The sequence below is a fragment of the Ancylomarina sp. genome (assembly GCF_041555295.1).
Lineage (GTDB): Bacteria > Bacteroidota > Bacteroidia > Bacteroidales > Marinifilaceae > Ancylomarina.
Window position 1 is genome coordinate 1 of record NZ_JBFFKR010000072.1, and the last position, 14,112, is coordinate 14,112.

Annotated in this window: 12 protein-coding genes; 8 read left to right on the top strand and 4 right to left on the bottom strand. The window is 36.3% G+C overall.

The window, feature by feature from the left end; all coding sequences use genetic code 11:
- Positions 1-796 (top strand): SMP-30/gluconolactonase/LRE family protein (locus ABY905_RS07450; protein WP_372642126.1); only part of this gene is annotated, 796 nt, incomplete at its 5' end.
- Between the two features lie 166 nt (positions 797-962).
- Here the strand turns inward: ABY905_RS07450 and glmM are convergent.
- Positions 963-2,351, bottom strand: coding sequence for a phosphoglucosamine mutase (gene glmM / locus ABY905_RS07455; protein WP_372642128.1), 1,389 nt, complete (start codon positions 2,349-2,351; stop codon positions 963-965).
- Positions 2,352-2,659: 308 nt separating this feature from the next.
- Between glmM and ABY905_RS07460 the strand changes: the two genes are divergently transcribed.
- A complete protein-coding gene (locus tag ABY905_RS07460) occupies positions 2,660-3,991 on the top strand; it encodes a pseudouridine synthase (RefSeq protein WP_372642130.1) in 1,332 nt (443 codons plus the stop codon).
- A 75-nt stretch (positions 3,992-4,066) separates the two neighbouring features.
- Here the strand turns inward: ABY905_RS07460 and ABY905_RS07465 are convergent, their stop codons facing one another.
- From ABY905_RS07465 to ABY905_RS07475, 3 genes are all read right to left on the bottom strand, one after another.
- Positions 4,067-4,411: a DsrE family protein gene (locus tag ABY905_RS07465; protein WP_372642132.1), complete on the bottom strand. Its 345-nt coding sequence runs from the start codon at positions 4,409-4,411 to the stop codon at positions 4,067-4,069.
- Between the two features lie 12 nt (positions 4,412-4,423).
- Positions 4,424-5,464 carry a selenide, water dikinase SelD gene (selD, locus tag ABY905_RS07470; RefSeq protein ID WP_372642134.1) on the bottom strand — a complete coding sequence of 347 codons (1,041 nt, stop codon included), beginning with the start codon at positions 5,462-5,464 and terminating at the stop codon, positions 4,424-4,426.
- A 148-nt stretch (positions 5,465-5,612) separates the two neighbouring features.
- Entirely contained in the window at positions 5,613-6,893 is a 1,281-nt protein-coding gene (locus tag ABY905_RS07475) for a S41 family peptidase (protein WP_372642136.1), read from the bottom strand.
- Positions 6,894-7,138: 245 nt separating this feature from the next.
- Between ABY905_RS07475 and gpmI the strand changes: the two genes are divergently transcribed.
- The 6 genes from gpmI to ABY905_RS07505 all read left to right on the top strand — a co-directional run.
- Positions 7,139-8,665, top strand: coding sequence for a 2,3-bisphosphoglycerate-independent phosphoglycerate mutase (gpmI, locus tag ABY905_RS07480; RefSeq protein WP_372642138.1), 1,527 nt, complete (start codon positions 7,139-7,141; stop codon positions 8,663-8,665).
- Positions 8,666-8,845: 180 nt separating this feature from the next.
- Positions 8,846-9,430 carry a DUF3109 family protein gene (locus ABY905_RS07485; protein WP_372642140.1) on the top strand — a complete coding sequence of 195 codons (585 nt, stop codon included), beginning with the start codon at positions 8,846-8,848 and terminating at the stop codon, positions 9,428-9,430.
- Positions 9,431-10,026: 596 nt separating this feature from the next.
- Positions 10,027-11,400, top strand: a complete 1,374-nt coding sequence (locus tag ABY905_RS07490) for a dipeptidase (RefSeq protein ID WP_372642142.1) — start codon at positions 10,027-10,029, stop codon at positions 11,398-11,400.
- A gap of 453 nt (positions 11,401-11,853) precedes the next feature.
- Positions 11,854-12,633: a DUF4382 domain-containing protein gene (locus ABY905_RS07495; protein WP_372642144.1), complete on the top strand. Its 780-nt coding sequence runs from the start codon at positions 11,854-11,856 to the stop codon at positions 12,631-12,633.
- Between the two features lie 306 nt (positions 12,634-12,939).
- Positions 12,940-13,833, top strand: a complete 894-nt coding sequence (gene era, locus ABY905_RS07500) for a GTPase Era (protein WP_372642146.1) — start codon at positions 12,940-12,942, stop codon at positions 13,831-13,833.
- 132 nt (positions 13,834-13,965) lie between these two features.
- On the top strand, positions 13,966-14,112 hold a 147-nt coding region (locus ABY905_RS07505; RefSeq protein ID WP_372642148.1), incomplete at its 3' end, for a GTPase.

Sequence of the window (14,112 nt, forward strand, 5' to 3'; positions counted from 1 at the left end):
GATTATGATTAAACACTACTTTATTCTTTGTTTACTACTATTTATTAGTGGTATTTCGATGTCCCAATCGTACAATAATCCTGAAAGCATTGTATACGATCAGGCGGATGATCGCTATTTTATCTCGAATAAGGGTGCTAATACAATTGTACAGATGGACTCAAACAGCAAGCTAACCAATTTTGTAACTTCTGATTTAAATGCTCCTAAAGGTTTATTAATTGTCGGGGATACACTCATATCAGTCAATAACACTTCAGTTCAGGGCTTTTTATTGTCCGATGCCAGTAGAGTCCTTAATATTTCGATCGAAGGTTCGGTGTTCATGAACGATGTCACAAGTGACAATAAGGGAAAGATTTATGTTTCTGATACGAGTACTGGAAAAGTATATCTGATATCGCTCAAAACAGGAGAATATGCAACTATAGTTGATTCTCTTGTAAACCCCAATGGCTTATTGTATGATTCGAAAAGAAACTCTATTCTTATTTGTAATTGGGGCGATAAGGCTAAAATACAAGCTTTTAATCTTTCTGATTCGACCATAAGTGATTTGATTACGACTGAATTCCGTAATTTGGATGGCTTGGCATGTGATTCTGCGGGAAATATTTACGTTTCCTCATGGGGTAGCAATGCAGTGTATCGGTTCGATGCTGCATTTGAAAATCCACCAGTCTTAATTTCGGAAGGGCATAACGGGCCTGCCGATATTTCGATTAGGAAGGATAAGCAGATATTGTGCATTCCTAATTTTAATTCCAATAAAGTTCAGTTCATCAAGTTGAATTAATCAGAGTTAAGGAAAGTGATATGGACATCAATAAGAGAAGATTAGTTTTAGATCGATCTCTTAGAAAATATCAAGCTAAAACCGATTTTATTGAGATAAAAAAAGCTACTGCAATTTTAATTGCAGTAGCTTTTTTGAATATATATATATATGATGCTAGATTGAACTAGGCAATCACTTCTTTTATTTCAGAGATTATTTTCTCAGCTAAAGCTTCAGCTTTGGCTTCGTCCTTGCTTTCAGCATAAATACGAATGATAGGCTCTGTATTCGATTTACGAAGGTGTACCCACTCTTCTGCAAAGTCAATTTTTACCCCATCGATATCATTCACCTTCTCGTTCTTATATTTTTCCTTCATGGCTACCAAAACTGCATCAACATCAATTTCAGGAGTCAATTGAATCTTGTTTTTCGAGATGAAGTAGCTAGGGTATTCAGCACGAAGTTCAGAAACTTTCTTGCCTTTTTTAGCCAGGTGAGTTAGGAATAATGCGATTCCAACCAAAGCATCACGTCCGTAGTGAGATTCAGGGTAGATGATACCACCATTACCTTCACCACCAATAATAGCATTCTTAGCCTTCATCTCAGTCACAACATTCACTTCACCTACGGCAGAAGCTGTGTATTCGCCATAATGAGCATTTGTTACATCAGCTAAAGCACGAGTCGATGACATGTTTGAAACAGTGTTGCCTGGTGTGTTTGCCAGTACATAATCAGCAACAGCAACCAAGGTGTATTCCTCACCAAACATGCTACCGTCTTCGCAAACCATTGCCAAACGATCTACATCAGGATCTACAACAAAACCGACATCAGCTTTACCTTCTTTCATGATATCAGCAATTGCAGTTAAGTGTTCTGGAAGTGGCTCTGGGTTGTGTGGGAATTGACCATTAGGCTCGCAATATAATTCAATCACATTTTCAACACCCAATGCTTTTAGTAGTTGTGGTATAACAATACCACCAACCGAATTTACTGCATCAATAGCGACAGAGAAGTTTGCTTTTCTGATGGCTTCAACATCAACCAATTTTAGGTCAAGAACTTCCTGTATGTGTCTTTCGTTATAATCATTTACATGAGTGACCTGTCCCAAATCGTCAACATCGGCAAAAAGGAAATCTTCATTATCTGCAATTGACAAAACCAACTTACCATCTTCGTCGTTTAGGAACTCCCCTTTTTCATTCAACAATTTTAGAGCATTCCATTGCTTTGGGTTATGACTAGCTGTTAAAATAATACCACCATGAGCCTTTTCGCATGTTACAGCAATTTCGGTCGTTGGAGTCGTTGCCAATCCAATTTCAATTACATCAATACCTAATCCCATTAGCGTACCAACAACAATACGGTCAACCATCTCCCCTGAAATACGAGCGTCGCGGCCTACAACAATTTTTACACGTTTACCTGCGTGACGTCTGATGGCCCAAGTACCGTATGCTGCTGTGAATTTAACAATGTCGAGAGGACTTAGTCCGTCACCAACGACACCACCTATGGTGCCTCTAATTCCTGATATTGATTTAATTAATGCCATATTTAGTTTTTTAGAATTATAATTTTATTGAGAAGTGTATCTGTATTTCGTCTTCTCGGGATTTTTTTTCGAAAATCATGTAAAAATAATAAACTATTAGCTTGAAAACATAAGAATGTAAGCAGATTATCAATTTTATTGCTTGATTAGTTCTGTATATCTAGTTTGATATGTTTAGTCGAATTCCAAACTGTTCATATTTTCTTCTTCCAGATCTCTGCTTTTTCCTTTTTCATTGATATAGAGTAGATATTTGCTGATATTTAGTAACTTTGTCGGCTGAAGAATAACGAAAAGTTGTTAAAATAATGGAAGATAAGAAATACGGAAACAAGCAAAGAGGAAAGCAATCGTTCCGTTCATCAAGAAATGAAGAAGGTCGTTCTAGTGAATCAAAATTCAACAGAGGACCAAGATCATCGGAAAAAGGGGAGAGATCTGAATCTGAGTTTTCGCATAAAAAAGCTGATAGAGCTGCTAAAAGCGACCGAACTTATCAGGGCCGAGATAAGGATAATCGTTCAAAAAGAAATGAGGATGGTTCTAGCGAATCGCGTGTGAACAGAGCACCAAGAACATCTGATAGTTCTGAAACGACACGTAAGAAGAACAAAAAAGAATATAGAGGTAAAAATAAGCCTAACGCTCGCGATGAAAAAAGACCTTCTGGTTTGAGAGTAGGAAAATCTGTAACTCGAACTCGCCAAGAAAAAGAAGAATTTTCACATAAGGGTACAGAAAGAAGCTATAAGGATAGAAAGAGATTTCAACATCGAGATAATGCTGAGCGTGAAGGAAAAGCGATTGAAGATAAGCTTGATGGAGTTGAAGAAAAGATTGATGTAATAGAAGGAGGAGAAGCTGCACAGATTAAGAGCCGTTATTCCAAGAAAAAGCAATTAGAGTATAACCGTTTGAATGGTCCTGCCGATGGTATGTTGCGTTTGAATAAGTTTATTGCTAATTCTGGAGTTTGTTCTCGTCGTGAGGCAGATAAACTTATTGCTGACAGCCAGATCATGGTGAATGGTATCACTATTACCGAGGTGGGAACTAAGGTGAGCAAGGATGATGATGTTCGTTTGGATGGTGCTCGTTTGATGGCTGAGGCTAAAGTTTACCTTTTGATGAATAAGCCTAAGGATTTTGTTACAACTCTTGATGATCCTACAGGAAGAAAAACTGTAATGGATTTGATTGGCGATGCTTGTGATGAACGTATTTATCCTGTTGGAAGATTGGATAGAGCAACCACTGGTGTTTTATTATTTACCAATGATGGTAATTTAACTAAGAAGTTGACGCATCCTAGTTACGAAAGAAAGAAGATTTATCATGTTCACTTAGATCGAGTGATTACTAAAGATGAGTTGACCAAAATTGCTGAAGGTATTGAGCTGGAAGATGGGGTTATTCAAGCAGATGATATTAGTTATGTTGATGCTAAAGATAAGTCTCAAGTTGGTATCGAAATTCATTCGGGTAAAAATAGAATTGTTCGTCGTATTTTCGAACACCTTGGTTATAAGGTTGAAAAACTAGACCGTGTTTACTTTGCTGGTTTGACAAAGAAAAATTTACCTCGTGGTAAGTTCAGATTCTTAACTCAAAAAGAGATCAATATCCTGACACATTATTAGTCTGGAGAGATAGATATAAAACAAGCCCATTTGACATTGTCAAATGGGCTTGTTCTTTATATGATTTTAGATAGCCTAAAGATTAATCACCTTAGAGGCATCTGCTTGTAGAGTCAAAATATCCTGCATGGTGCCTTGTATACCAACTTCCACCTGATTTTCTATTTTGTAGAAGTTTAAACAAGTTTTGCAGATGATCAGCTTTACACCAGCTTTTTCCATGTCTTTTAGAGTATCAAGAACTGGAGAATCCGAACAAGTTAGCTTCACTCCTGCATTATAAAAAGTGATGATTTTAGGCAGTTGATCGTTGTTTAAACTTAGTTTTAGATAATTCGAAATTAGAATCAGGCCTAATTCTTCGTTGCCAGTTCCCATTCCGTTTTTATCAATCTGAACTAAAGTATTTGAATTGTTCATATTTGTTTACGCTTATTTTATGTTGATGTAAGCTTCTGTATCATCTGTTCGCGCTGAAAGTTCACCAATTGATTCCAAAATGAATCCTTCTGATTTGGCTACTTCTTTAAATTCAGCAATATGCTTATTTTCAACAGCAACAAGTAGTCCGCCACTGGTTTGAGGATCGCAGAGTAAAGCCTGTTGCATTTCGGTAATATCACCCACTAAATGGCCGTATGAAGCCCAGTTTCTTCGCGTTCCTCCAGGAGTAGATCCTTGCTTAATCAAAGCTTCTACACCTTCCATTTTAGGAACATCTGCATAATTGATTGTAGCATTAACATTTGATCCTTCACAAATTTCACTTAAGTGACCTAATAAACCAAAACCTGTGACATCAGTCATTGATTTAATGTAATCAAGTTCACCAAAAACTTGGCCAACCTTATTTAAGCTACACATCAAATCAACCACAATCTGGTTGTCTTCGTGAGCGATTAGTTTTTTCTTTTCAGCTGTTGTGAATACACCAATTCCAAGAGGTTTTGTGATGAAAAGACTGCAGTTTGGTGTTGCCGTATTATTTTGTTTGATTCGGTCAGTTGATACAATACCATTTACCGATAGACCAAAAACAGGATCGGAAATATCGATAGAATGACCACCTGCCAATTGGATGCCAGCATCAGCACATACATCGCGAGCACCTTCGATAACTTGCTGAGCCAGTTCGGCTGGTAATTTATCCAAAGGCCAAGCTAAAATTGCAAGAGCCATAATGGGTTTACCGCCCATAGCATAAACATCGCTAATGGCATTGGTTGCTGCAATTCGGCCAAAGTCGTATGGATCATCAACAATAGGTGTGAAAAAATCGGTTGTACTGATAACAGCTGTACCGTTTCCTAAATCGAAAACAGCTGCATCATCCTTACTATCGTTACCAACTAATAGGTTCGGATCCTTTATATGAGGCGCACTAGATTTAAGAATAGCTTCTAAATCTTTTGGCGATATTTTGCATCCACAACCGGCTCCCGGACTGAATTGCGTTAACTTCTTAGTTTCCATCGAAAGTGAATCTTATTATATTCGTACTGATAATATTAGGGCGCAAAGGTAGGGCTTTTTTGTTTCTATGGTATTTTGTTGAAGAACAAAATAAAAGAGGTAACCAGAATAGCTACCTCTATACCTTTAATTTTGTCTGATCTATGAATTAAAAAGCACTAATCAATTCGTCTAGACCTTTGCGAACGAATTCACGTTTATATCCTTTTTTTGCTCTGGCAGTCACGGCTGGGAATGCGTCATTGTTGATGTAATCGAGAGCTGCTTTTAAGTTGCTTTCATCAATATCTCCCCAGTCGTGAGTAATATCGTCCTCAACTTCATGATCCACAGGGATCCCATTAAAATAATAACCATCACCATTTTCATCAGTAATATGGAAGGTTATTGGCAAAATGGCAAGGTTGAATTCAGGAACTTGAAAGACATTCATGCCGACAGGTTTACCATGTGTTGTACTACCAATAAGCTTAATATTTTCTGCTCCCATATAGGGTTTAAGAGAGTTGATGACCAATTCGCTAGCAGAGGCAGTAGCAGAAGTTGTGATTACAAATATTCGATTGAAACCATAGGCAGAAGCTTGACTTGAGAAGGCTTCATTAAAGTTTTCGGAAGTTTTAGATTCATTGAAAATGTATTTTGAGAAAATCTTACCTTGGTAGGCATTACCTGAAATTAAGCCAGCCAGTTGGTTCGCAATATCTGTACTTCCACCGCCATTATATCTCATGTCGAGCACCAATTCTTCAGCACCTTCAGCGTTAAAATAATCGAAAGCTTCATTTAGTTCTGCTTCAGAACTTCCCAAAAAGCTATCAAAAACCAGATAGGCTACTTTTTTATTTAATGTCTGAATAACTGATCGTTTAATAACTGTGTTCTGATTCATTTCTTTTTTTGAAAGATTCAGGGATTTTTGCTCACCAGAATTGTTTTCAAATAGTAAAGCGATTGTGCTGTTTGAAAGTAATCCTCTAATTTCATTTTCAGTCATTGAATTCGTTGACTGATTATTAATTTCTAAGAGTTTCCAAGATCGTGTAATACCTTCATCATAGAGTTGAGATTGATCATAGACAAGGCTAACCCGAGGCGTATTATTACCTTCTTCAAATTGTAAATCGAAGCCATAGCCCGTATAGGTACCATTATTTAGAAATGCTAAAAGAGCATCTAGATTTGCAATGAAACTCCACTTGTCCTGATCAACCAATAAATCATTGAAATAGGTATTCAAGTCATTATAATTATTGACATTTAGAGCAGGAAGTTCATCATTCCATAAATACCATTCTTCCATAATTTCATCAAGAACCTCAACCGCGGTTTTGTCTTTTGGTTTGTTGTCATTATCATCCTTGCTACAAGCTGTGAAAACAAAAAGGAGTAGGATGGCGAATAGCCACAATTTATTGAATTTGATCATTGGGGAAATTTTGAATTAGAATATTGATTTAAGTTTTAAAGTTAATATTAATACATAGAATTTTAAAACAAGTTGTTAAAGATACCTTAACTTGAAGCTGAAGAGGTTTTGAATATTTCTATTTAAGCAAACGTTTTCGGTGTAAAATAAAGGTTTTCAGGATGGTAAGTTCTTTTATTATTGGGAATATTAAGGTAGTTTTGCAAGACGAATATACAAATACTGAATAATCAAAATACTTACAAATGGCTGATAATAAGAAAGCTTTATTGATGATCCTTGATGGATGGGGAATAGGGGATAAATCCAATTCGGATGTTATTTCAACAGTTGACACACCATATATTGATAGTTTGTTAGCGAAGTATCCAAACTCTCAATTGCAAGCTGCGGGTAATTTTGTTGGTTTACCTGTAGGACAAATGGGTAATTCAGAAGTAGGTCACCTAAACATTGGTGCAGGACGTGTTGTCTACCAGGATTTAGTGAAGATTAACCTTGCTGTTAAAAACGATACAATTAAAGATAACGAGCAGTTGGTGAAAGCTTTTGCTACTGCTAAGAAAAATAATACTAAGCTTCATTTAATCGGTTTACTGGGCGATGGTGGGGTACATTCTTTAAGTGCTCATGCTATTGCAGTTTGTAAAGCTGCTAAAGCTCACGGATTAAATGATGTTTTTGTACATGGTCTGACTGATGGTCGTGATACCGATCCAAAATCAGGATTAGAGTTTGTTAAGAACTTTGTGAGTGAGATTGAAGGTTCTGCTAAATTGGCTTCATTGGTAGGTCGTTATTACGGTATGGATCGTGATAATAACTGGGAGCGTATTAAATTGGCTTACGACCTATATACAAAAGCTGAAGGTAAAGAAGCTAGAGACATGGTTGAGGCTGTTAAGGCATCTTACGCTGAAGGCGTAACTGATGAGTTTATCAAACCAGTTGTTGCTGTTGATGCTGATGGTAAGCCTTTGGCAAAAATAGAAGAGGGTGATGTTGTCATTTGTTTCAATTACCGCACCGACCGTTTGCGTCAGATGACAACGGTTTTCTCTCAGGAGAATAAGGCTGAGTTTGCCATGCATACCATGAATGTTGAGTGGTACACTATGACCAGCTATAATGCCAATTTTAAAGGGGTGCATGTTATTTACGACAAAGATAATGTACAGAATACTTTGGGTGAGGTTGTTTCTAAAGCTGGTAAAAAGCAAATTCGTATTGCTGAAACTGAAAAGTTTGCTCACGTAACTTTCTTTTTCTCAGGGGGGCGTGAGACGGAATTCGAAGGTGAGACACGTTTGATGGTTTCTTCACCAAAAGTGGCGACTTACGATTTACAGCCAGAAATGTCTGCTCCAGAGGTTGCAGATAAGATTACAGCAGAATTAAATGCTCAGTCGGCTGACTTCGTTTGTTTGAATTTCGCTAATGGCGATATGGTTGGACATACGGGTGTTTACGAAGCAATTTCTAAAGCCGTTCAGGCAGTTGATAATTGTGCTAAGCAAGTTGTTGAAGCTGCTAAAGCAAATGGTTATGATGTCATCATCATTGCTGATCACGGTAATGCTGATTTTGCTGTTAATGCTGATGGATCACCAAATACAGCTCATTCACTTAATCCAGTACCATGTATTTGGGTTACTGAGAATCCAAAAAAATTGAATGATGGTATTTTAGCGGACGTGGCTCCAACCATTATCGATATTATGGGACTTGAGCAGCCAGCTGACATGACTGGTAAGTCTTTGATTGTAAAATAGAATATAAAATATTTAGATGTGAGGCCTGAGAACATAGATTCTCAAAATCAGTCTCAGGCTTTATATCTAAAAGTTTACTGCAATATAAAAATCCGTATTATCTTTGCCGATAGTACGGATTTGTTTTTTTAATGAAAACAGTAAATTCGTAATTATTAATTCGTAATTATTAGTTGATTCATGTTACAGATAGGAAATGCCATAGTAAGTCTCGATGTAATTGAGAAAAAATTTATTTGTGATTTTGGCAAATGCAAAGGTGCATGTTGTATTGAAGGCGATTCTGGTGCTCCATTAGATGAGGATGAGAAAGCAATTCTTGAAGAAATCTATCCCAATATTAAAGAATACCTGACAGAGAAAGGTATTGAGGAGATTGAGAAACAAGGCACTTCGGTGATTGACGCCGATGGTGATTTGGTGACTCCAATCATAAATGGTAAGGAATGTGTTTATACGGTTTTTGAAAATGGATTGGCTTTGTGTGGTATTGAGAAGGCTTTTATTGACGGGAAAATCACCTATCGTAAACCAATTTCATGCTCTTTATACCCAATTAGAATAGAAAAATATCCTGAGTTTGATGCTGTAAACTATAACAAGTGGAGTATTTGTGGACCTGCTCGTGAGTTGGGTTTCAAGATGGGTACACCTGTTTATAAATTTCTTAAAGAACCTCTGATTCGTAAGTATGGCGAAGAGTGGTATAAGGAATTGGAATATGCTGCTGAAAATTTAGAAGAAATATATCAGATTAGACGATAATTCTTCTTTATAAGAATCTTATATATACGACATCTCATAACTGGTTTATAAAACTAGATATGAGATGTTTTTTTTTGACCTAAGATCTGAAAATAAAACTTATAGCTAGAAAAGATATTAATAGAAGCAAAATGAGGAAAGACCATGAAGAGATCTTATTGATTTGGAATGGTTTAATCTTTATCTTTTTAGAGGCTAATACAAAAAGAACGATAGTACCAATAATAGTAGGTATGCTAAAAAGTTCTTGTAAAACTCCGATTAAAACAAAATCGCTTTTTATCCAATAAGAATTAAGAAAGAGTAAACCAAAATATAGTACGCAAACAAGGCTAAGCTTGAAGATTAATATTTCAGTATTGTATTTTGAATTGTTCATGTTTCTCTCATATTTAGAAATTTAACATAAGACTTAAAAACTAGAATATTATGATTTGTGAGTTTTTTGAATCATATGGGATTTTGCCTTTCAATAATGAATCCTGTTATTTAATAACTTTAGGATAGCTTAATTAACGATCTTTAATTGAATTTTGAATTTCGGATTTGTATATTTACCATTCTAAAATTTAAACTCAATTTAAACACATATTTACATGGACAACATTAAAGGGTATATTGACGAGAATAAGGATAGATTTCTTGATGAATTATTTGGATTGATTCGCATTCCATCGATTAGCTCGATTGAAGCTAACAAACCAGAAATGTATAAGGCTGCTGAATACTGGAAGCAGTTGATGTTAGATGCTGGAGCTGATAAGGCTATCGTATTAGAGACAGAAGGAAACCCTGTGACTTACGGCGAGAAGATTATCGATCCTGCTTTACCAACTGTTTTGGTTTACGGACATATGGATGTAATGCCAGTTGATCCTATCGAACTTTGGGATACTAATCCTTTCGAGCCAGTAATTAAAGATGGAAAAATTTGGGCACGTGGTGCTGACGATGATAAAGGGCAAGCTTTTATGCATGCTAAGGCTTTCGAATACATGGTTAAGAACGATTGCTTGACTTGTAACGTAAAGTTCATGATTGAAGGTGAAGAAGAAGTTGGTTCTCCTAATCTTCCTAAGTTTTGCGAAGAGCATAAAGAAATGTTGAAGGCTGATATTATCTTGGTTTCAGATACAGGTATGATCGCTCCGGATATGCCATCAATTACAACGGGTTTACGTGGATTGATGTATTGGGAAGTTGAAGTAACGGGTCCTAACCGTGATCTTCACTCAGGATTGTTTGGTGGTGCTGTTGCAAACCCAATCAACGTATTGGCGAAAATGATCACTCAAATGGTTGACGAGGATGGTCATATCACAATCCCAGGATTCTACGATGATGTAATCGAAGTTACAAAAGAAGAGCGTGCTATGATGGCTGAAGCTCCTTTTAATGTTGAAGAATACAAGAAAGCAATTGATGTAAAAGAATTGGCTGGCGAAAAAGGTTATACACCTTCGGAGCACACAGGTATTCGTCCATCATTCGATATTTGTGGTATTTGGGGTGGTTATATTGGCGAAGGTGCCAAAACTGTATTGCCTTCAAAAGCAAACGCTAAAATTTCAACACGTTTGGTTCCTAACCAGGATTGGGAAAAGATCTCTGTTCTATTCAAAGAGCATTTTGAAGCAATCGCTCCTGATTCAGTAAAAGTAGTCGTTACACCTCTTCACGGTGGTCAAGGCTATGTTTGTCCAATTGATATTCCTGCTTACAAAGCTGCAGACAAAGCTTACACTGAGGTTTATGGTAAGCGTCCTGTGCCTGTTCGTTCGGGTGGATCTATTCCAATTATCTCGACTTTCGAAGAGATTCTAGGAACAAAATCAGTATTGATGGGATTCGGTTTAGAGAGTGACGCAATTCACTCACCAAACGAAAACTTCCCATTAGAGCAATTCTTTAATGGTATCAACACAATTCCACTATTCTATAAGCACTATGCTGAAATGATGAAGAAGTAAGCTTCGGAATTAGATTATATAAGAAGAGCACTCTCGATTAAGTTCGGGGGTGTTTTTTTTTTTAATGTGCAAAATAGAATAGTTCATTAAAGTCTTTCATCCTGTCTTGATGAGTGTGTGATTTTGGGGTACGAATAAACTAATATTGATGATTAATTAGTGAAATTGAAAAAAAGCAATATTTTTTTTTGCTTTTATTATGGATGCAAATCCTCTTTTTTATTGATAAAAGTATTCATTAAATACGACTAGCTAAGTTTGGTAAAACAATTTGATAATCTTGATGTTGAAAGTTCTTTCCTATGATGAAATCTATTGAGACATCTCTGTTTAATTTGTGTATTATTTGTGTGTATTATGTCTGACTGATAGGTGTTTGTGTGATTGGCAGTGTTTTTAATAACCTTATTAATTTCTATACTTGTGGTATATATTCATTTTAAAATCAAAAGTATGAGTAAATTTTTCAAAATATTTGGCTTCTGTTTACTGACAGCATCTATATTTTCAGCATGTGATAGTGATGATAATAAAATGGCTAAAATAAAGGTGCTTATGGTTGATGCACCGGCAGATTATGAATCTGTGTTGATAGATGTGGTAGATGTACAAGTAAACACAGACGTTTGGCAATCTCTAGATGGTGTTGAGAAAAAAGTATACGATCTATTGAAATTAACCAATGGCGAGGAAGCTCTGCTTGGTGAAATTGAATTGCCTGAAGGACAACTGCAAGAAGTAAGATTGATATTGGGAGATAATAACAAACTTGGTCAGAATGGTGAAGTGGTAGACTTAGATACTCCTTCTGCATCTCAGAGTGGTCTTAAAATTAAGATTCATACACAAATTGAAGCGGGTGTGACATACAAGTTAGTTCTGGATTTTGATGCAGCTAAATCTATTGTTAAAGCTGGTAATTCCGGGAAATACAACCTGAAACCAGTGATCAGAGCAAAAATGGAAGCCCAAACGGGAGCCATCAAAGGTGTTGTTGATCCTGCAGATATTGAATGTGTAGTGTATGCCATTGTTGGGACTGACAGTATTTCAACTTACCCAAATGAAGAAGGAGAGTTTCTAATTCGAGCAATGGAAGAAGGCACTTATAATGTTGTTGCCATTCCAAGTTTAGAGAGTGGTTTCACAAAAGTAAGTTTGGAAGAAATCATGGTAAATACAGGTGAACAAACTGTTCTTGACACCATCAGATTTCAAAACGATCCTTTATAGCAAAGTCTATCTTTTTTTAATGAGATGATAAGTTTTTTGAACGGTAATATAGAAGCACTTTCGATTAGGTTCGGGGGTGCTTTTTCCATAAAAATCAGGTCAAATTGATGCGTTCCGTATTATTTTGACGAAGGCAACAAACTCAAACACAATTAAATCAAACACTTGTTCTTTCCTTCCAACAAAAAAGCTTATATTTGCAAATTCAAAATGTTTCGAGATTTTACCTATAAGTTTTTGGTTTGTTGTTGTTTATGAAAAACAAGAAGCCTGAGTTTTAAAGTCACGGAACCTTATAATTACGACATGACAGAAAAAACACCTCATAAATCAGGTTTTGTAAACATCATTGGAAATCCCAATGTAGGTAAATCAACCCTAATGAATAATTTGGTTGGAGAACGTATTTCGATTATTACTTCGAAATCGCAGACCACACGCCATAGAATTAAAGGGATTGTAAATGGAGACGATTTCCAAATTGTATATTCGGATACACCCGGTGTATTGAAGCCAAACTATAAGCTTCAAGAATCGATGATGAAATTTTCGACATCAGCTTTAGTTGATGCAGACATTATTCTTTACGTAACCGATGTGATTGAGACCATTGACAAGAACGCAGAGTTTTTGAAGAAGGTACAAAATGCTACTGTTCCAGTTTTATTAATATTGAACAAGATTGATTTAACCGATCAAGATAAATTGACTAAACTGTACGATATTTGGAAAGAGAAAATCCCTCAAGCAGAGATCTTCCCTATGTCGGCTAAGGAGAATTTCAATGTCGAGAACCTATTCAACCGTATTTTAGAATTACTTCCTGAAGGACCTGCATATTTTGCAAAAGATGAGGTGACTGACATGCCAGCTCGTTTCTTTGTGACTGAAATCATCAGAGAAAAAATCTTGATGAACTACGACAAGGAAGTGCCTTACAGTGTGGAAGTCGCGGTTGAGGAATACAAGGATGAACCCAAGATCATTAGGATCATGACAGTTATTTATGTTGAGAGAGCTTCGCAAAAAGGAATTATTATTGGGCACAAAGGTTTTGCTTTGAAAAAAGTAGGAACCGATGCTAGAAAAGATATGGAAGCATTTTTCGGTAAAAAAGTATTCTTGCAGCTCTATGTGAAGGTTGCAAAAGATTGGAGAAGTAAAGACTCTGAGCTTAAGGGTTTTGGTTACCAGAAATAATAGAGTTAATTATTAGTATCCTTTAGGGATGAGTGATTGAACAGTCTTTGAGAGACGATGTATTCGCTCAAATAAATTTGAATAAAGATTCTTGACTTTCTTTTGAAGGTAAGAATATAAAATAATTAAGAAATGGGCAATATAGTTGCAATTGTAGGTCGTCCTAATGTTGGGAAATCTACACTTTTTAATCGTTTAACAGGAACTCGTAAAGCGATTGTAAACGAAACAGCGGGTGTAACTCGTGATAGAAATTACGGTAAGGCAGATTGGAATGGA